This window comes from Rhodococcus sp. NPDC058639, from assembly GCF_042717545.1.
Lineage (GTDB): Bacteria > Actinomycetota > Actinomycetes > Mycobacteriales > Mycobacteriaceae > Rhodococcus.
This window is the reverse complement of the sequence record NZ_JBHXRF010000007.1, coordinates 264,102-281,996: the sequence shown is the minus strand read 5'-3', so window position 1 is coordinate 281,996 and position 17,895 is coordinate 264,102. Positions and strand designations below refer to the sequence as shown.

The following is a 17,895-nucleotide window of genomic DNA, read 5'->3' as shown; positions in this document are numbered from 1 at the left end:
GCGAGAACTACTGCCGCGCAGGGTCGTACCGGTCTCCTCGCGCGGTGATCGCATCGGGTGCGATCATCAGGTGGGCCACGATGATGCACGCTCCGATGAGCAACGACGAGATCAGGCCGATCGAGTACGAGCCGGTGAGTGCGGCAGCGATGAACCCGATGGTGAGCATGGCGGAGAGAACGAGTATGGCGAGCATCCTCCGCTGCGACGACGGCGCGTTTTCGGATGCCTTTCGGCGGTGTGCAGCCATGACGATCTCCGTTCCCTCCCTGGAACACAGTCGCCGGACGCCCCCACGTCCGCACCCTTACCGACCGAGTTCTCGGTACGGCGGTGTGCACCTCCGTCGTTCGACGGATTCAGCGTTGCGCTCCCCACCCACTCGACGAGAGCGGATTCGGTAACGAAAATTCTATCAACTGTGATAGACGTCTCGCAATCGATTAGTGCCTCGTCACCGGCTTGTGTCCTCCGCGTCACCGACCCGGCCGGGACGTACCCGTCCCTCGAGAGGATCCCTGACGCCGTGCGGATCCCGATTCGAGGGTCTCGCCCCTCTCACCCGTGGTGCCGGCCGCTCGGGGCGACGGACGCAACGGTCACCGCCGGTGCGCGTACGCCCGGATGATGCCGTCTCCGATGGATTGCATGATCTGCACCATCACGATCAGGACGACCACCGCGACGAGGAGCACGGGGGTATTGAACCGCTGGTAGCCGTACACGATCGCGAAGTCGCCGAGACCACCGCCGCCGATCACCCCGGCCATGGCGGAATACCCGACGAGCAGGACGAGTGTCAGCGTGGCGCCGGCCACCAGAGGAGAGACCGCTTCCGGCAGCAGGACCTTCCGCACGATCTGCCCGGTCGACGCGCCCATGGCCTGGGCCGCCTCGACCCGGCCGCGCGGCACCTCCCGCAACGCTGACTCGACGATCCGCGCGAAGAACGGGATGGCGCCGATGGTGAGCGGGACGATCGCTGCCGTCGGGCCGATCGCGGTGCCGACGATCGCCCGGGTGACTCCGATCAGCGCGATGAGCAGGATCAGGAACGGCAGCGACCGGAACAGGTTGACGATCACGCCGAGCACCGTGTTGAGCGTCCGCCGCGGCAGGAGGCCCGACGGGGAGGTGATCTGCAGGACGATGCCCACCAGCACTCCCCCGATCACGGTGAGCACGAACGACACCGTGACCATGTACAGGGTTTCGAGGGTCGCCTCCCACACTTCGGGCAAGGAGTCGTACCAAGTGAGCTTGTTCATCGCGGATGTGACCTCATTCGGTGAGTCCCTCCAGTTCGGTCCCCGCGCCCCACGACAGGGTCAGGTGCGGGTGCTGGTCCACGAACCGTTCGACCCGGGCGTGGTCGGTGTCCGTCGTGAATCGCAAACGCATCCGGCCGACCGTCACGTCGCCGACCTGCTCGACCCGCCCGCCGACGACGGCGATATCGGCGTCGGCAGCCCGGATCATCTGGGACAGCCACGGCCCGTGCGCTGCGTCTCCGATTGCGGTGACCACCGCGGTATCGGCGCTCGACCCCAGCGAGGGGTCGTCACCGACCGGCAGCATGGCGGCACCGAGCGCCGAGTCGGCCGAGGCGACGAGATCGGTGATGCGCCCGGTCTCCACGATCCGTCCGGCTTCGAGTCGCGCCGCCGACGTGCAAATTCTGCGTAACACCCCGAGTTCGTGGGTGATCACCACGACCGTCACGCCCAGGGTGCGGTTCACCTCGGCGACAAGGTCGAGCACCTGGTCGGTGGTGTCGGGGTCGAGGGCGCTGGTCGCTTCGTCGCACAGCAGCACCTCGGGTTCCGCGGCGAGCGCGCGCGCAATGCCGACGCGTTGCTGCTGGCCGCCCGACAATTGGGACGGGTAGCTCTTCTCTTTGCCGGACAGGCCGACGAGGTCGATCAGCGACGCCGCGCGGGCGCGTCGCTCGTCCTTGCTCAATCCGGCGAGTTCGAGTGGCAACTCGATATTGCGCAGGACGGTGCGCGAATGCAGGAGGTTGAACTGCTGGAAGACGGTGCCGATCCGGCGCCGCGCGGAGCGCAGTTCGGCCCCGGAGAGAGTCGAGAGGTCGTCCCCGCCGAGAAGGATGCGACCCGACGTGGGCTTTTCGAGGAGGTTCAGGCACCGGAGAAGAGTGGATTTGCCCGATCCGGACGGACCCACGATGCCGAAGATCTCTCCGTCCGGGATGTCGAGAGAAACCCCTCGCAACGCCGCGACCTCCCCGGCGCCACCGGCTCCGGGGAAGGTCTTGACGAGGTTGTCGACGACGATCATCAGTTCGCGGGCTGGACCGGAACGACGGAACCCGAGTAGGTCTCCTCGATCCACGCAGCGGTTTCGGGCGACTCGAGAGCGTCCGCGAGTGCGACCACTGCGGGGTCGTTCTCGTTCTCGGCGCGCACGACGAGCAGGTTGGAGAAGGGGTTGCCGTCGACCTGCTCGGTGACGATGCCGTCCTCGGCCGGGGTCAGGCCCGCCTCGAGGGCGTAGTTGGAGTTGATCACGGCGGCGGTGACCTGCGCGTCGTCGAGCTGACGCGCGAGCTGGGGCCGCTCGATAGCCAAGAACTTCAGGTTCTTCGGATTCGCGGTGATGTTCGCTTCGGTGACCACCGAGAGATCTGCCTGGTCGAACGGCACGTCCATCTCGATCAGGCCGGCCGATTCGAGCAGGTACAGCGCGCGGGCGTAGTTGGTGGTGTCGCGCGGCACCGCGATGGTGTCGCCGTCCTTCAACTCGTCGAGCGACCCGATCTTGTTCGAGTACAGGCTCAGCGGCTCGAGGTGCACATCGGCGACGGCGACGAGATCGTCGACACCGTTCTGCTTCTGCCAGTCGATGAGGTACGGCTCGTGCTGGAAGAAGTTCGCGTCGACGTCACCGGCTTCGAGCAACTCGTTGGGATCGACCTCACCGGTGATGTCGAGGACGTCGAGCTGGTAGTCGCCGAGCGCACCGGTGCTCACGATGTGATCGAGGATCTCGACGTGCGGCGTCGACGAGGCCGAGATCCGGAGGGTGTTCTCGTCTCCTCCGGACGACGAGCAGGCGGCCAGGCCGAGAGCGAGGGTGAAAGCGGTGGTCGCGACGACGGTACGACGCAGGAACATCGGGTACTACCTTCCGTTGTGGAACTGCCGGTGGTCGGCAGGGTGGAACTGTGGGAGCGCCCGGGACGACGCGGGATCGCGCAGTCCGGACGGGTTGGCTCTCAGGCTACGGCGGGCGTGTGCTCGGGCCGGACGAATCCGGCACCGGCAGTGCGGGGACGGCAGGCGAGGACGCGGTCATCGGCCGAGTTCGAACGAGCGGAGCAACTCCGCGTGGTATCGCTCGGTGACGTTGGGATGAGCACGCAACCGGGATTTGAGTGCGTTGAGCCCGTACACCGCGTGCAGCGCTCCGCCGTGCGCGTCGTGTCCCACGCCCCGCGCCGCGGGTGCAAGGTGATCCGGCAACGGGATGGTCGGCAACGCTTTGTCGAGTGCGGGATTGAGAAAGAACGGCAAGGACACCCGATCCGTTCCTGGCGCCGGCGGTTGGACGCGGTGGACGGTGGCGGTGAGGTATCCGCCGGTGGCCACCTCGAGGAGTTCACCGATGTTGACCAGGAGGTGCCCCGGGAGCGGGTCGACCTCGAACCATGCGCCGTCGCGCTGCACCTGAAAGCCGGTGCTCCCGGGTTCGGGGTACAGAAGGGTCAGCGCGCCGACATCCTTGTGGCTGCCTACTCCCTGCTCGGTCACCGATCGATCGTGGCCGGGATAGCGCACGATCTTGAGAAGCGGGTCCGGGTCGGCGAAGGCCTCGGCGAAGAAATCTGCGGGCGCCCCGAGGGATTCGGCCCAGGCGCGCAGCAAGCGCAGACCGACCACCTGCAGTCGGTCCATCCACTCCACTGCCGCCGCCCGCAACTGCGGAACCTGCGCGGGCCACAGGTTCGGTCCGTGGAGCACCTCCCAGGGACGTGCCGGATCGAACTCGGCGACGGCGTCGCGTTCCGGCCCGACGTCGAGTTGTTCGCGCCAGTCGACGTGGCCCTGGGTGCGCTCACCACCGACCCGGGTGTAACCGCGGAAGTGTGGTGAGTGGCTGTTCTCGACCTCGAGTTTCGCGGCGTCGGGAAGCGCGAAGAACTCGCGGGAGGCAGCGATCAGGCGATCGGCCGCCGCGGGGTCGATCCCGTGGCCGGCGAGGTGGAAGAAGCCGATCTCGTGCGTGACGGTGCGAAGACGGTCGAGCGCAGCATCGCGTGTTTCGGGTGCACTGTCGAAGTCGGCGAGATCGATGACGGGGAGTGCCGTCGAATCGGACATGCGGAGGATCCTTTCGAACCGTCGCGGGCTCGGGTGACGAGGCCAACGGCGCACGGTTCGGGGACGGATTTCGGGCACGGCTCCCGAGGGGACCTATGCCCCGGTCGGGGGTATCAGAGGCAGGCGCAACAACACGACGGGGCAGCGATGCCCGCACGTGTGTGCATGTCCTGTGCTCGATTCATGCCGAACATGTCCCCTCCGATGGGTCGGCTCGACCCTTGACGACAGCAAAACCACCGAGTGGTCGATACGAGGCTAATCGTCGACGCGGCAGTCGGGCAAATTGTCCTTCGACGGCAGATCATTGACAGCACACTGTCATAATGACAGGGTACTGTCATGGATGGCATCGTCTACTTCGCCGTGTACGACACGCTCGCCGACTGGGAGATCGGATACGCGATGGCGAACATCGCAAATCCCGACTTCCAACGTCAGCCGGGGCGCTACAGCGTCCGCACCGTCTCGACCGGCCGCGACCCGGTCACCACCATGGGCGGTCTCCGCATCGTGCCGGATGTCACACTCGACGAGGTGGATCCGGCCGCCTCCGCGATGCTCGTGCTCGCGGGCAACAACATCTCGCCCACCGAGGCCTTCACTCCGTTCACCGACAAAGCGAGGGAGTTGCTCGACGCCGGCGTCCCGGTCGCCGCGATCTGTGGAGCAACCGGCGGACTCGCGCGGGCGGGCCTGCTCGACGACCACGCCCACACCAGCAACGCGAAGGAATTCTTGGAGAGCGTCGGATACGGCGGCGCACACCTCTACCGCGACGACCTCGCCGTCACCGACCGAGATCTCCTCACCGCAAGCGGCATCGCACCCGTCGAGTTCGCCCGCGCGATCTTCGAGCGCCTGGATCTGTACACACCCGAGGTGCTCACCGCCTGGTACAAGCTCTACGGCGAGCACGACCCGTCGGGCTACTACGAACTGACGGCACACGAGGGATGAGTACGACCGAGACCTCGATTCCGGAACTGCTCAGCGCCGCCGCCCTGACGTCGTTCCGTCTCAACGGCCAATTCCTGGACCTCGCGGAGACCCTCGCCGCACCCGCAGGCCTGACCGCCTCACGGTGGCAGGTACTCGGCGCCGTACTCACCACGCCGTTGCCGGTCGCGGGGATCGCGCGCGAGATGGGCATCACCCGCCAGAGCGTGCAGCGCATCGCAGATCTGCTCGTCGAGCAAGGTCTGGCGGAATACCGGCCGAACCCGGCGCATCGCCGCGCGAAGCTGGTCGCCGCGACGCCGGCGGGTCTCGAGGCGGTCGCACAGATCGGCCCCGCACACGCGACGGCCGCGCGCCGTCTGTGCGACGAGATGGGCCGCGACGACTTCGAGGAGGCCGTGTCGGCGCTGCGACGGTTGTCGGCAGCGATCGAGCGGATGCACGGCAGTTCCGCCGACCGGACGTGAGCTTTGCTCCGACCCGATGTGAGCTGCGCTCAGCGACGGGACGGGAAGTGCCGGACCAGACCTTCCTGCACGACCGTCGCGACGAGTTGCCCTTCGAGGTCGAAGTACCGCCCCGTCGCCATCCCACGCGAGCCGGCCGCGACCGGCGACTCGGTGGCGTAGAGATGCCAGTCGTCGAATCGGAGCGGGCGGTGGAACCAGATCGAATGATTGACGGTGGCTGCGACGATCCGGTCGAGACCCCACGAGAGTCCGTGCGTGGTCAGAATCGAGTCGAGGACCGTGGTGTCGGAACTGTAGGCCAGAGTCGCCGCATGCAGCAGCGAGTCGTCCGGCATCTCACCGTCGGGACGCATCCAGACACGGTTGTGGTTGAGCTTCTCGCCCGTGCCCCGCAGCACCCAGGCAGGGTCGTTCGCATACCGCATGTCGATGGGCTTGAGCGCCCCCGCGAAGTACGGCAACTGCGCCTCGAACCCCTGCAACCGCTCCCCGATCGACGGAAGTGATTCCGGCAGAGGAACTTCCGGAACTCCGACGGAATGCTCGAGTCCCTTCCCCCAGCGCTGGAACGCTGCGAGCATGACGAACAGTTCCTGCCCGTCCTGGTAGGCGGTCACCATCCGGTTCGCGAAGTCACGACCGTCGCGGTGCCGCGCGACCCGGTACTCGATGGGCGCCTTGACGTTTCCACCTCGGATGAAGTGCGCGTTGATCGCGTGCACCGGCCGGTCCCCGACCGTGCGCCCCGCCGCGACGAGTGCCTGCGCGACGAGCTGCCCTCCGAACGTCCGGGCACCGACCTGCGGAGGATGCTCGCCGCAGAACACGTCCTCCCCGGTCTGCTCGAGATCGAACAGTCCGAGGAGGACGTGGAGATCCGACGTGCCGACACCCGTCACCGGGTGTCCTTCTCCCCCAGCCGGTGTACGTGGATCAGGTTGGTCGAACCCGTCCGTCCCGGAGGGGCACCTGCGACGATCACCACGAGATCGCCTTGCTGGTAACGCCCGAGCGAGAGCAGCGCCGCGTCGACCTGCTCGACCATCTGGTCGGTGGTGTCCACCGGCGGCACCGAGAACGTTTCGGTGCCCCACGTCAGTGCCAGCTGATTGCGAATGCTCGGCGCGGGCGTGAAGGCGAGCAGCGGAAGGCGGGTGTGCAGCCGCGCGAGTCGGCGCACCGTGTCGCCCGACTGCGTGAACGCGACGAGTGCGCTCGCATCGAGCCGCTCGCCGATGTCGCGGGCCGCATACGAAATCACGCCGCGCTTCGTGCGGGGAACGTGCGTCAGGGCGGGAACGTCGGTCGAATCCGATTCGACCGCCGCGATGATGCGCGCCATCGTCTTGACGGTCTCGATCGGGAACTTGCCCACCGAGGTCTCGCCGGACAGCATGACGGCGTCGGCGCCGTCGAGTACGGCGTTCGCGACGTCGGATGCCTCCGCGCGGGTCGGGCGGGAGTTCTCGATCATCGACTCGAGCATCTGCGTCGCGACGATCACGGGCTTGGCGTTCTCCCGGGCGATCTGGATCGCGCGCTTCTGCACCAGCGGGACCTCTTCGAGCGGCAGCTCGACGCCGAGGTCGCCGCGAGCGACCATCACCGCGTCGAATGCGAGCACGACCGCTTCGAGGTTCTCGATCGCTTCGGGCTTCTCGAGCTTGGCGATGACCGGGACACGGCGGCCGACACGATCCATGATCTCGTGCACGAGTTCGATGTCGGCCGGAGAACGTACGAACGACAGAGCGATGAAGTCCACACCGAGCTGCAGCGCGAATTCGAGGTCGGCGATGTCCTTTTCGGACAGCGCCGGAACGGAGACGTTCATACCGGGCAGCGAGACACCCTTGTTGTTGCTGACCGGGCCGCCCTCGGTCACGCGGCAGACCACGTCGTTTCCTTCGACGGATTCGACCACGAGGCCGACCTTGCCGTCGTCGACGAGCAGCCGGTCGCCGGCGACCGCGTCCTGCGCGAGTTCCTTGTACGTGGTCGAGACGCGGTCGTGGGTGCCCACGACGTCGTCGACGGTGATCCGGACGAGTTCACCGTTGTTCCAGACGGTGCGTCCGTCGGCGAACCGGCCCAGACGAATCTTGGGTCCCTGGAGGTCGGCGAGCACGCCGACCGCCTTGCCGGACGACTCCGCGGCGGCACGAACGTGGTTGTACTGGAGCTCGTGATCGGCGTGATCTCCGTGGCTGAAGTTCAGCCGCGCCACATCCATGCCGGCGTCGACGAGTTCCCGGAGGACGTCGGGGTCCGAGGTAGCCGGGCCCATTGTGCATACGATCTTGGTACGTCGGGTCACGCCTCGAGCCTAGCCCCCAAGGTGCGCGCCCACCATCGGAGTCCGTAACCCGCACGCGCGTACCCGGAGCGGCAGCCCGGTGTGTCAGTCCTTCGGGTCCTCTGCTATTTCGGGTGCATTCTCCCTGGTCGCCATCCCGCCGGTCCCGCCCTCGTCGGCGGGTCCGGGCCGGCCGCCCTTGGGTTCGCGGGCGTGCGACGCGCTCGCCTCGTCCGTCTCGTCGGGGCCGTCCGAACGGTTCTTCTTCTCTGCCATCACGTCATCTCCTCATCTATCGGATACACGGACACCGGTCTCACGCATCGAGAACCTCACGCATCGAGAGAGGCTCCCCGTCCCGCGCGGCTACCGCGATACGCGTCCCGGCGCATCTCGGCGACGAGGTCGGGCCACATCCGCAACGTAGGGGGACAGTGCACCACCGGGTCGAACGAGGTCATCGCGGAATCGTCCACCGCGAGTCGCGAGGTGAGGGTGACGTCCCCGAAGCGGAGTGCCGGGCCCCGCGCGGGCGCCCAGCCGAGCGAGAAGACGAGCGGCAGCACCTCGGGCCGGAGATCGTCCGCCGATGTCGTGTTCGGCTGTCGTCCCACGGGCGTCGCGAGCACCCATCGCACCCGATCGTCACCGTATCTGCGGTACGCGGCGACGCTGCTGTAACGGGCGCTCTCCCAGCCACGCACCGGGAGCAGTACCGCCCGCGCCGGGAGATACGAGGTCGCGAGCAACAGATCCCAGGGGCCCGATTCCAGGGAGACCCGCAGCGCGAGACCGAGAATGTCGGGAACGCCGGCGGGCAGTCCGATTCCTCGGGAGAGCCGGCCGGTGACGTCATAGCGCCCCGGGGGCACGGGCCCACCTTCCACCTGTACGTCCAGATGTCCGCGGAACAACGCGCCTTCGGGGTGGAACGCTCGCGCACCCCGCAGCGCCGAAGCGGCCCGGAACACTCCGGACACGGCCGAGCGCAGGGGTCCTGCAGATCGGGAGCGGCGGGAGAGATCGAGGGGCGGCACGGACCGCGTATACCCGGTGCGGTCGGGTTCAATCCTGGTCGTTCGGTCCGGGCCGCAGGGTTCGCCGCTCGTGTGAACCCGTCACCGATCGACGCCGGCCGCTACGGGCGGAGCGGTCGTCCGTGCTCGTCGCGTACCTTGCCGGTGAGCATCAAGATGCCGTCGATGACCGGCCAGATGCCCCCGATACCGCAGGTCAACCACGTGACCGCGATCTGCGCCACCGCCGTGCCGGGCTGGCCGAGGTAGAAGCGTCCGGCACCGAAGGCGCCGAGCAGGATCTCGAGTACGCCGGCCGTGACCTTCGACTTGTCCGAGTACGCCTCGCCGGTATAGGGGTCGCGTCCGAACGGGGCGGAAGGATCGGTGCCGTATCCCTCGGTCGCGCCATAACCCTGGGGGCTGCCGTAGGCAGGCGAGTTCCCGTAGGTCGGCGGAGGTCCGTAGGCAGGCGGGGTGCCGTATCCCGACTGCGGGCCACCCTGTGCGGGAAAGCCCGGAGCGGCGGTCGGATAGCCCGGGTCCGGAGCGCCGTAGACAGGCCCCGGCGACGCGGATTCCCGTCCCTGGTTCGGACCGGGGTAGGGATAGCCGCCCGGTGGCGGATAGTCGGACTGGTGCGCCGCCGGCGGTGGGTAACTCGGCGTGGAGCCCCAGCCGGGACCGTTGCCGATCCCGGAGTTGGTATCCCAGCCGGGGCCGGGGGTTCCGGTGTGACCGCCGAACGACTCCGCCGGGGACTGTTGCTCGGACAGCGAGGCTTGCGCGGTCGCGTCGTAGTCGAAGGTCCGGCCGAAGTCCCGGGTGGGCTCGTCGTGGTGCGCGGTGTCTCCGCCCGGCGCCCCGGTGTCGGAGTGTTTGCGCAGGTCCGGCTTGGCAGGTTCGGCGTCGCGCGAGTCGGAAGCGCCCGGTTCCGGTGCGGTCACGAGTTGTCTCCCTTGCTCTTGCCTGACCGTGAACCATCTAGTTTAGCTGCGCGTTCGGCCTCGTCGTCGTCCCCTGCGCGGGGCGTCTCGGCTGCAGACGATTCACCCTCGGGCGCCTCGGCTGCGGAGTCCTCGTCGCCCGGCGCGACCTGCGGGTCGGCAGGCGTGCCGCCGAGCGTGGCCGGATCTTCGCGGCCCTTGCGCGCGAAGATCACGTAGGCGACCGCCAGCACGAACACGATGCCCGAGGTGAAGGTATTGATGCGGATTCCGGCGATCTCGGTTGCCGCATCGGCACGCATCAGCTCGATCCAGAACCGTCCGGCGCAATAGCCCGCGACGTACAACGCGAACAGGCGTCCGTGCCCGATGGCGAATCGGCGGTCGATCAGCACCAGCAGAATCACCACGGCGACGTTCCACAGCAACTCGTACAGGAAGGTCGGGTGGACGACGAAGGCCACTTCGCCGGTGGAGACGCCGTCGATCAATGCCGGCGACACGCGACCGGCGTCGTCGCTGCGCTGGTAGATCTCGAGGCCCCACGCGACGGTCGTTTCCCGCCCGTAGAGTTCCTGGTTGAACCAGTTGCCGAGCCGTCCGATGGCCTGGGCCAGCAGGATCACGGGTGCCAGCGCGTCGCCGAATGCGGGCAACGGGATCCCGCGGCGGCGGCAGCCGATCCACGCTCCGACGGCGCCGAGCGCGACGGCACCCCAGATTCCGAGGCCGCCCTCCCAGATCTTCAGGGCATCCGCAGGGTTCGCGCCCTCCCCGAAGTATTTCTGCCAGTCGGTGAGGACGTGGTAGAGACGGCCGCCGATGAGGCCGAACGGGACGGCCCACACGGCGATGTCGAGAACCGTGCCGGGCTGACCGCCGCGGGCGACCCAGCGACGATCGCCCCACCAGATGGCGACGACGATGCCGACGATGATGCAGAGGGCGTAGGCGCGCAGGGCAAAGGGCCCGACGTACCAGACGCCCTGTGCGGGGCTCGGCAGATAAGCCAGAACAGACGCAGTCGATGTCACGAGGCCACGGTAGCCGAGCGCACGCCCCTCGCGAGATCCTGCGTCAGCGCGAGCAGCGCGTCGCGGCCCTGGCCCACCGCTGTCACGAGCGCCGAGCCGACGATCACGCCGTCCGCATAACCGGCGATCTCGGCGGCCTGGGCACCGTTCCGGACCCCGAGTCCGACGCCGATCGGGATGTCGCTGTGGGTGCGCACCCGCGCCACGATCTCGGGTGCGCGGTTGTCGACCTGGTCGCGGGCGCCGGTAACACCCATCGTCGACGTCGCGTACACGAATCCGACGCACTGGTCGACCGTCTTGGCGAGCCGCTCGTTGGTGGACGACGGTGCGACGAGGAACGTCCGGCCGAGGCCGTACTTCTCGGCGGCGGCGATCCACTCTCCCGCTTCGTCGGGAATGAGGTCCGGCGTGATGAGCCCGAGGCCTCCGGCAGCCGCCAGATCACGGGCGAAGTTCTCGACGCCGTAGCGCATTACGAGGTTCCAGTACGTCATCACGACCGCTGCGCCGCCGGCGGCGTTCACCGCTTCGATCGCCCGGAACACGTCGCGCACCTTCACGCCGTTGGCGATCGCCTCGAACGCCGCTTCCTGGATGGTGGTGCCGTCCATCACCGGGTCGCTGTACGGGATGCCGACCTCGATGAGATCGCACCCGCCCTCGACCAGGGTGGTCATGGCTTCGAGCGAGCCTTGGACGGTCGGATAGCCGACGGGGAGGTACCCGATGAGCGCGGCGCGGTTCTCCGCCCGGCAGGTGTCGAATATCTGGGTGAGGCGTTCGTGCGGGGCGCTCACTGCGCGGCTCCTTGGGTGCTGTCGCTGGCGTTGTCCGGGAGGTAGCCGAACCACTTGGCTGCGGTGTCGACGTCCTTGTCGCCCCGGCCGGACAGGCACACGAGGATGATCGCGCCCTCCCCCAGCTCGGGTCCGAGTTTCAGGGCTCCGGCCACGGCGTGTGCGGATTCGATCGCGGGAATGATGCCTTCCGTCCGGCACAGCAGCCCGAACGCGTCCATCGCCTCGCTGTCGGTGATCGCCCGGTACTCCGCGCGACCGATGTCGGCGAGCCACGAATGCTCGGGGCCGACACCCGGATAGTCCAGACCTGCTGAAATGGAATGCGATTCGATGGTCTGTCCGTCTTCGTCCTGCAGCAGGTACGAGTAGGCACCGTGCAGTGCGCCGTGGGTGCCGCCGCCGATGGTCGCGGCGTGCCGGCCGGTGTCGACGCCGTCCCCACCGGCTTCGCAGCCGATCAGCTTGACCGACGGGTCGTCGATGAACGGATGGAAGATGCCGATGGCATTCGACCCGCCGCCGACGCACGCGACGACCGCGTCGGGCAGACGACCGGTCATCGCCCGCACCTGCACACGCGACTCGAGTCCGATGATGCGCTGGAAGTCGCGCACCATCGCGGGGAACGGGTGCGGCCCGGCCGCGGTCCCGAAGCAGTAGTACGTGTTGTCGGCGTTGGTCACCCAGTCGCGCATCGCTTCGTTGATCGCGTCCTTGAGTGTGCGCGACCCGGTCTTGGCGGCGATGACCTCGGATCCCAGCAGGCGCATCCGGGCGACGTTGAGGGCTTGACGCTCGGTGTCGACCTCGCCCATGTAGACGCGGCACTCGAGCCCGAGCAGAGCACATGCGGTGGCCGTGGCGACACCGTGCTGCCCGGCACCGGTCTCGGCGATGACACGGGTCTTTCCCATGCGCTTGGCGAGCAGGACCTGCCCCAGCACATTGTTGATCTTGTGGGAGCCGGTGTGGTTCAGATCTTCCCGCTTGAGGAGGATGCGGGCCCCACCCGCGTGCTCGCTCAGTCTGGTCGCTTCGAACACCGGGGACGGCCGGCCGGTGTAGTCACGCTGCAGCCGGTCGAGTTCGGCGAGGAAACCGGGGTCGGTCCGTTCCTTCTCGTACGCGGCGGTGACCTCTTCGATGACCGCCATGAGCGCCTCGGGGACGTAACGTCCACCGAACACCCCGTAGTGGCCACGAACGTCCGGCTCATGGGCGGTGGGGGTGGATACGGCGTCACTCATCGAGGGAAGGCCGTGCCCCTTGGCGAAAAGTGCGGAATCGTCTGCAGTCACTTCTTCAGTCTGCCCCACCTGGCGACGCGGATCGTGCTCGGGTCCGGCCCCGGCGACGGCTCAGCGTGCAGGCTTGGGGCACGACGGATGTGTGCCCACCGTCACCAGCTCGGCGACGGCCTGACGCGGGTCGCCGCTGGTCACCAGACCCTCGCCCACCAGCACCGCGTCGGCTCCTGCTCCGGCGTAGGCGAGCAGGTCGGCCGGTCCACGGACACCCGATTCGGCGATCTTGATGACGTGGCTGGGCAGTCCGGGCGCGATGCGGCCGAAGGTGTTCTTGTCGACCTCGAGGGTCTTGAGGTTGCGGGCGTTGATTCCGATCACGGTCGCGCCGGCCTCGAGCGCGCGGTCGGCCTCTTCCTCGGTGTGGGCTTCCACCAGGGCGGTCATCCCGAGCGATTCCGTGCGATCGATCAACGCCGTCAGCACGGTCTGTTCCAGGGCCGCCACGATGAGCAGCACGATGTCTGCACCGTGAGCACGCGCTTCGTGGATCTGGTACGGACCCACGACGAAGTCCTTGCGGAGCACCGGGATACGCACCGCGCGACGCACGGCATCGAGATCGGCGAGGCTGCCGTGGAAGCGACGCTCCTCGGTGAGCACACTGATCGCGCGTGCACCGCCTGCTTCGTATGCCTTGGCCAACTCGGCGGGATCGGCGATGTCGGCGAGCGCACCCTTGGACGGGCTGGCGCGCTTGACCTCCGCGATCACTGCGATGCCCGGCTCGCGGAGAGCGGCCTTCGCATCGATCGGCGCGGGCGCGGCAGCACCGGCGGCCTTGACGGAAGCGAAGTCGACAACTGCCTCACGGGCGGCGACGTCGGCTCGCACACCTTCGAGAATCGAGTCGAGAACTGTCATCGTGGCTCGAGTCCTTTCCCACCCTTGTCAATCCCGATGTGATTAAGCTCATCGGATTTCCTCAGAGCCTAGTGCGCGTGCCCACAGCGCTCATCGCCGGGTACCCGAATCCGATGAGCCTCCGTCGTCGTGCCCCTCGTCACCGTGGTCGACGGTCGGATCCTCCCCCGCATCCATTGCGTCCCACAGCGTCCGTTCGGTCATCGGTTCGTCGGTGTCGGCCCGTCGTACCGCCGCGTCACGGCGTACTGCGGGGCTGTCGTACTTCGACGACAACCCTGCCTGCTCGCGCGGGGTGCGCCACAGTGCGAACGCGGCGCCGAGCGCCAGGACCGCGCCCAGCAGCGCCAAGACCGCCGGCATCGGCGACACGGTCACCGCGGTGACCGTGGCACGGCCCGGAAGTTCGGCGATCCTGGCTGCCGTCTCCGGATCTCCGCCGCCGGCAAGCAGTTGCACCGCGGGAACAGCGGCGGCCACCGCGACCGCGGCGACCGCGACCGCGACGACACGCAGAGCCCGCCCCCGGACCGCGAACGCCGCGGCAATAGCGGCGAGCAGCGCCAGCGCGAGGGGGGTGGTGGCTGCGGCCCATCTCGCACCTTCGAGGTCGGTGACACGATCGGCACCGAGCCCGTCCGACGATTCGGCCCGCACCCAGGTCATCCGGCTCGAACCCCACAGTGCGGCCGCGCCGAGGGCGAGAAGCGCCGCCGCCACAACCGTGGGACGCCTGCTCACACCTGTGCGCGCCCGGGCATTGTCGCCGGTCTGCGGGTCCGGGGCGGTCACCGTACGTCCCCGCTGTAGTTGGTGACGGTCGCGGCCGCAGCGACCGCTGCGAGCGCGGACATCGCCTTGTTGCGGGCTTCGGTGTCCTCCGCGTCGGGTACCGAGTCGGCGACGATGCCGGCACCGGCCTGTACGTACGCGATCTTGTCCTTGATGAGTGCCGATCTGATCGCGATCGCGGTGTCCGCGTCGCCGGTGAAGTCGAGGTAGCCCACGATGCCGCCGTAGATGCCGCGGCGGGTCGGTTCGAGTTCTTCGATCAATTCCATCGCCCGCACCTTGGGTGCACCCGAAAGCGTTCCCGCCGGGAAGCACGCGGTGACGGCGTCGAGCGCGCGCTTGCCGTCGGCCAGCCGCCCGGTGACGGTGGACACGAGATGCATCACGTGGCTGTACCGCTCGATGTGCCGGTAGTCGTGCACCTTCACGGTGCCCGGCGCGCACACCCGGCCGAGATCGTTGCGCCCGAGGTCGACGAGCATGAGGTGCTCGGCGTTCTCCTTCTCGTCGTGCAGGAGATCCTTTTCGAGCAGGGTGTCCTCTTCCTCGTCGGCACCTCGCCACCGCGTTCCGGCGATCGGATGTGTGGTGGCTGTGCCGTCCGCGACGGTCACCAGCGCTTCCGGACTCGAACCGACGATGGAGAACGCGGTGTCGCCGTCCGGTCCCGGAATGTGCAGCAGGAACATGTACGGGCTCGGGTTCGACGCGCGGAGCATGCGGTAGACGTCGATGGGCGCAGCGTCGCAGTCGATTTCGAAGCGCTGCGAGAGCACGACCTGGAACGCTTCGCCGGCTTCGATGTCGCCGATGAGTTTGCGGACGTCGGTGCCGAACGACTCGGTGGTGCGCTGGCGACGGTATGCCGGTTCGGGGCGCGAGAACGTCGCGACGGTGGCCGGTGCCGGTGCGGCGAGCGCGGCCGTCATCCGGTCGAGGCGCGCGACCGCGTCGTCGTAGGCCTCGTCCACGCGCTGATCGGACCCGTCCCAGTTCACCGCGTTGGCGATGAGCCAGATGGTGCCTTCGTGGTGGTCCACGGCCGCGAGATCGGTTGCAAGCATCATCACGAGTTCGGGAATCTCGAGGTCGTTCTCGGAGTGGTCCGGCAGCTTTTCAAGATACCGCACGGTGTCGTAGCCGAGATACCCGACCATGCCGCTCGTCAGGGGCGGCAAACCGTGGATGCGGTCGGTGTGGAGCAGGTCGAGGGTGTCCCTGAGCACGTCGAGCGGGTTGCCCCCGGTGGGCGTACCGGCGGGGACGTGCCCGTACCACGCGGCTTCGCCGTCGACGACGGTCAGCGCCGCGGGGCTGCCCGCGCCGATGAACGACCACCGGGACCACGACCGGCCGTTCTCGGCGGACTCGAGCAGGAACGTGCCGGGACGGTCGTCGGCGAGCTTGCGGTACGCCGAGAGCGGTGTCTCCGCGTCGGCGAGCACCTTGCGGGTCACCGGGACCACACGGTGCTCGCGCGCCAGTTGCCGGAACTGCTCTCGCGTCGTGGTCGAATCGGACCAGCCACCTGCGGGGGAATCGGTGGTGGCTGCGGGAATGGTGGTGGGCTCGCCGGACATGAGGACATCATCCCAGGGATCACCCGGGGCGGCGCAGGCGCGGTCGTCCGTAACCGGACGTGCGCCACCTCCGGAACGACCACGTGCCTCAGGCGACCTGGATCGACCGCTTCGCCAATCCCATCCAGAATCCGTCGATGACCTGTTCGGGCGGCTGCGCCGGGTCGCGGGATGCCCCGAGGGTGACGAACAGCGGAGCGAAGTGCTCGGTGGTCGGGTGGGCGTAGGGCATGCCGGGTGCGCGGTTGCGGAAATCCAGCAATGCGTCGACATCCCCGCGCGCCAGTTGCTCGCCCGTCCAGTGATCGAACTCCGCGGACCACCCCGGCGCGGGGGCTTCGGGTCGCGGGTCGCGCAGGAACGGGAGTCCGTGGGTGGTGAAACCGGAGCCGACGATGAGCACCCCTTCGTCACGCAGCGGCCGCAATCGCTCACCGAGGAGCAGGAGGCGCTGCGGGTCCAGGCTCGGCAGCGATATCTGCAGGACCGGGACATCCGCGTCGGGATACATCACGGTCAGCGGCACGTAGGCGCCGTGGTCGAGGCCTCTGTGCGGTTGTTGTACGACGGGTTCCCCGTCGGGCATCAGCATCGCCACCCGGCGCGCGAGGTCCGGTGCTCCGGGCGAGGCGTAGGTGACCTCGTAGAAGCGGCGTGGGAAGCCTCCGAAGTCGTAGACGAGTGGTGTCCCCGTGGTGGTGGACCCGATCGTGAGGGGTGCGGATTCCCAGTGCGCCGAGACCACGAGGATCGCTGTCGGGCGCGGCAGACCCGCGGCCCAGGTGCGGAGTTGCGTCACCCACAGGTCGCTGTCGACCAGGGGCGGTGCCCCGTGACTGAGATAGAGGGCAGGCATCTCGCTCATGAAACTCCTTAAGTTGAAGCTTCAAGTATCGTAGCGTGTCACGGGCAGGTCCGCCGAATCGCCTCCCCCGGCGTACGTGCCGTCCCCCGCTTTGACAGGCTGGACACAGGACGACGGAAACGAGGACACCGGCAATGAACAGCGACGACCCGAGGTGGCTCGATGCGAACCAGCAGGCGGCGTGGCGCGTGCTGGTCTCGGTGATCACTCGGCTACCCGCGGCGCTCGACACCCAGATGCAGCGCGACTCGGACATGACGCACTTCGAGTACTTCGTGCTCGCCGTGCTGTCGGAGGCTCCCGGGCACCGGTTGCAGCTGAGCACGCTCGCCACCGAGGCCAACGCGTCGCTCTCGCGCCTGTCCCACGTCGTGACCCGCCTCGGCAAGCGCGGGTGGCTGCGCCGCGAACCGGTCACCGGGGGCCGCGGGTCCTACGCGGTGCTCACCGACGCCGGGCACGCGAAAGTCGTCGAGTCCGCCCCCGCACACGTGGACACGGTCCAGCGCTTGGTTTTCGACGGACTCGACGACTCTCAGGTGCGTGACCTCACGCGCCTCGGCACGGTGCTCGTCGAGCAGATCGACAAGGGGATCGCCTCCGGCACCGGAAAGGCCTGAT

20 protein-coding genes are annotated in these 17,895 nt (G+C 68.1%); 3 read left to right on the top strand and 17 right to left on the bottom strand.

Annotation, left to right across the window (positions count from 1 at the left end; all coding sequences use genetic code 11):
- Positions 1-7: 7 nt before the first annotated feature.
- The 5 genes from ACFWU2_RS16055 to ACFWU2_RS16035 all read right to left on the bottom strand — a co-directional run bounded on the left by ACFWU2_RS16055 (position 8) and on the right by ACFWU2_RS16035 (position 4,343).
- Positions 8-250 (bottom strand): hypothetical protein, encoded by a 243-nt coding sequence (locus tag ACFWU2_RS16055; protein WP_378607888.1) that lies wholly within the window; start codon positions 248-250, stop codon positions 8-10.
- A 349-nt stretch (positions 251-599) separates the two neighbouring features.
- The gene (locus ACFWU2_RS16050) at positions 600-1,268 is read right to left on the bottom strand and encodes a methionine ABC transporter permease (RefSeq protein ID WP_378607886.1); all 669 of its coding nucleotides are present in this window, start codon (positions 1,266-1,268) and stop codon (positions 600-602) included.
- A 13-nt stretch (positions 1,269-1,281) separates the two neighbouring features.
- Entirely contained in the window at positions 1,282-2,301 is a 1,020-nt protein-coding gene (locus ACFWU2_RS16045) for a methionine ABC transporter ATP-binding protein (protein WP_378607884.1), read from the bottom strand.
- Positions 2,301-3,137 (bottom strand): MetQ/NlpA family ABC transporter substrate-binding protein, encoded by an 837-nt coding sequence (locus ACFWU2_RS16040; RefSeq protein WP_378607882.1) that lies wholly within the window; start codon positions 3,135-3,137, stop codon positions 2,301-2,303. The genes ACFWU2_RS16045 and ACFWU2_RS16040 overlap by 1 nt, the downstream gene beginning before the upstream one ends.
- A 177-nt stretch (positions 3,138-3,314) precedes the next feature.
- On the bottom strand, positions 3,315-4,343 hold the full coding sequence (locus ACFWU2_RS16035) for an isopenicillin N synthase family dioxygenase (protein WP_378607880.1): 1,029 nt from the start codon (positions 4,341-4,343) through the stop codon (positions 3,315-3,317).
- Positions 4,344-4,685: 342 nt separating this feature from the next.
- Between ACFWU2_RS16035 and ACFWU2_RS16030 the strand changes: the two genes are divergently transcribed.
- Entirely contained in the window at positions 4,686-5,303 is a 618-nt protein-coding gene (locus ACFWU2_RS16030; protein ID WP_378607877.1) for a DJ-1/PfpI family protein, read from the top strand.
- Entirely contained in the window at positions 5,300-5,770 is a 471-nt protein-coding gene (locus tag ACFWU2_RS16025; RefSeq protein WP_378607874.1) for a MarR family winged helix-turn-helix transcriptional regulator, read from the top strand. Before ACFWU2_RS16030 ends, ACFWU2_RS16025 begins: the two co-directional genes overlap by 4 nt.
- 29 nt (positions 5,771-5,799) lie before the next feature.
- Here ACFWU2_RS16025 and ACFWU2_RS16020 read toward each other — a convergent pair whose 3' ends face one another.
- From ACFWU2_RS16020 to ACFWU2_RS15965, 12 genes are all read right to left on the bottom strand, one after another.
- Positions 5,800-6,672: an acyl-CoA thioesterase gene (locus tag ACFWU2_RS16020; RefSeq protein ID WP_378607872.1), complete on the bottom strand. Its 873-nt coding sequence runs from the start codon at positions 6,670-6,672 to the stop codon at positions 5,800-5,802.
- Positions 6,669-8,090, bottom strand: a complete 1,422-nt coding sequence (pyk, locus tag ACFWU2_RS16015; protein ID WP_378607870.1) for a pyruvate kinase — start codon at positions 8,088-8,090, stop codon at positions 6,669-6,671. The genes ACFWU2_RS16020 and pyk overlap by 4 nt, the downstream gene beginning before the upstream one ends.
- A gap of 84 nt (positions 8,091-8,174) precedes the next feature.
- The gene (locus tag ACFWU2_RS16010; protein WP_378607868.1) at positions 8,175-8,345 is read right to left on the bottom strand and encodes a hypothetical protein; all 171 of its coding nucleotides are present in this window, start codon (positions 8,343-8,345) and stop codon (positions 8,175-8,177) included.
- Between the two features lie 56 nt (positions 8,346-8,401).
- Positions 8,402-9,106, bottom strand: a complete 705-nt coding sequence (locus ACFWU2_RS16005) for a phosphodiesterase (RefSeq protein ID WP_378607866.1) — start codon at positions 9,104-9,106, stop codon at positions 8,402-8,404.
- A 101-nt stretch (positions 9,107-9,207) separates the two neighbouring features.
- On the bottom strand, positions 9,208-10,032 hold the full coding sequence (locus tag ACFWU2_RS16000; RefSeq protein ID WP_378607864.1) for a TM2 domain-containing protein: 825 nt from the start codon (positions 10,030-10,032) through the stop codon (positions 9,208-9,210).
- The gene (gene lgt, locus ACFWU2_RS15995) at positions 10,029-11,066 is read right to left on the bottom strand and encodes a prolipoprotein diacylglyceryl transferase (protein ID WP_378607862.1); all 1,038 of its coding nucleotides are present in this window, start codon (positions 11,064-11,066) and stop codon (positions 10,029-10,031) included. The genes ACFWU2_RS16000 and lgt overlap by 4 nt, the downstream gene beginning before the upstream one ends.
- Positions 11,063-11,866, bottom strand: a complete 804-nt coding sequence (gene trpA, locus ACFWU2_RS15990; RefSeq protein WP_378607860.1) for a tryptophan synthase subunit alpha — start codon at positions 11,864-11,866, stop codon at positions 11,063-11,065. The genes lgt and trpA overlap by 4 nt, the downstream gene beginning before the upstream one ends.
- Positions 11,863-13,116, bottom strand: a complete 1,254-nt coding sequence (gene trpB, locus ACFWU2_RS15985) for a tryptophan synthase subunit beta (RefSeq protein WP_378608065.1) — start codon at positions 13,114-13,116, stop codon at positions 11,863-11,865. The genes trpA and trpB overlap by 4 nt, the downstream gene beginning before the upstream one ends.
- Before the next feature lie 111 nt (positions 13,117-13,227).
- Positions 13,228-14,037: an indole-3-glycerol phosphate synthase TrpC gene (trpC, locus tag ACFWU2_RS15980; protein ID WP_169652927.1), complete on the bottom strand. Its 810-nt coding sequence runs from the start codon at positions 14,035-14,037 to the stop codon at positions 13,228-13,230.
- Between the two features lie 90 nt (positions 14,038-14,127).
- Positions 14,128-14,829 carry a TIGR02234 family membrane protein gene (locus ACFWU2_RS15975; RefSeq protein ID WP_378607857.1) on the bottom strand — a complete coding sequence of 234 codons (702 nt, stop codon included), beginning with the start codon at positions 14,827-14,829 and terminating at the stop codon, positions 14,128-14,130.
- Positions 14,826-16,409: an anthranilate synthase component I gene (locus tag ACFWU2_RS15970; RefSeq protein WP_378607855.1), complete on the bottom strand. Its 1,584-nt coding sequence runs from the start codon at positions 16,407-16,409 to the stop codon at positions 14,826-14,828. The genes ACFWU2_RS15975 and ACFWU2_RS15970 overlap by 4 nt, the downstream gene beginning before the upstream one ends.
- An 88-nt stretch (positions 16,410-16,497) precedes the next feature.
- Positions 16,498-17,265, bottom strand: coding sequence for a dioxygenase (locus ACFWU2_RS15965; protein ID WP_378608063.1), 768 nt, complete (start codon positions 17,263-17,265; stop codon positions 16,498-16,500).
- A 143-nt stretch (positions 17,266-17,408) separates the two neighbouring features.
- Between ACFWU2_RS15965 and ACFWU2_RS15960 the strand changes: the two genes are divergently transcribed.
- Positions 17,409-17,894: a MarR family winged helix-turn-helix transcriptional regulator gene (locus tag ACFWU2_RS15960; RefSeq protein WP_378607853.1), complete on the top strand. Its 486-nt coding sequence runs from the start codon at positions 17,409-17,411 to the stop codon at positions 17,892-17,894.
- The last annotated feature ends 1 nt before the right edge of the window (position 17,895 follow it).

What these genes read in the sequence shown, in the direction of transcription:
- ACFWU2_RS15960 (WP_378607853.1), top strand. Translation starts at nt 17,409, where the DNA reads ATGAACAGCGACGACCCGAGGTGGCTCGATGCGAACCAGCAGGCGGCG.
- ACFWU2_RS16045 (WP_378607884.1), bottom strand. Translation starts at nt 2,301, where the DNA reads ATGATCGTCGTCGACAACCTCGTCAAGACCTTCCCCGGAGCCGGTGGC.
- ACFWU2_RS15970 (WP_378607855.1), bottom strand. Translation starts at nt 16,409, where the DNA reads ATGTCCGGCGAGCCCACCACCATTCCCGCAGCCACCACCGATTCCCCC.
- ACFWU2_RS16010 (WP_378607868.1), bottom strand. Translation starts at nt 8,345, where the DNA reads ATGGCAGAGAAGAAGAACCGTTCGGACGGCCCCGACGAGACGGACGAG.
- trpC (WP_169652927.1), bottom strand. Translation starts at nt 14,037, where the DNA reads ATGACAGTTCTCGACTCGATTCTCGAAGGTGTGCGAGCCGACGTCGCC.
- ACFWU2_RS15965 (WP_378608063.1), bottom strand. Translation starts at nt 17,265, where the DNA reads ATGCCTGCCCTCTATCTCAGTCACGGGGCACCGCCCCTGGTCGACAGC.
- ACFWU2_RS16025 (WP_378607874.1), top strand. Translation starts at nt 5,300, where the DNA reads ATGAGTACGACCGAGACCTCGATTCCGGAACTGCTCAGCGCCGCCGCC.
- ACFWU2_RS16035 (WP_378607880.1), bottom strand. Translation starts at nt 4,343, where the DNA reads ATGTCCGATTCGACGGCACTCCCCGTCATCGATCTCGCCGACTTCGAC.
- ACFWU2_RS16030 (WP_378607877.1), top strand. Translation starts at nt 4,686, where the DNA reads ATGGATGGCATCGTCTACTTCGCCGTGTACGACACGCTCGCCGACTGG.
- trpB (WP_378608065.1), bottom strand. Translation starts at nt 13,116, where the DNA reads ATGAGTGACGCCGTATCCACCCCCACCGCCCATGAGCCGGACGTTCGT.
- ACFWU2_RS16050 (WP_378607886.1), bottom strand. Translation starts at nt 1,268, where the DNA reads ATGAACAAGCTCACTTGGTACGACTCCTTGCCCGAAGTGTGGGAGGCG.
- ACFWU2_RS16040 (WP_378607882.1), bottom strand. Translation starts at nt 3,137, where the DNA reads ATGTTCCTGCGTCGTACCGTCGTCGCGACCACCGCTTTCACCCTCGCT.
- ACFWU2_RS16055 (WP_378607888.1), bottom strand. Translation starts at nt 250, where the DNA reads ATGGCTGCACACCGCCGAAAGGCATCCGAAAACGCGCCGTCGTCGCAG.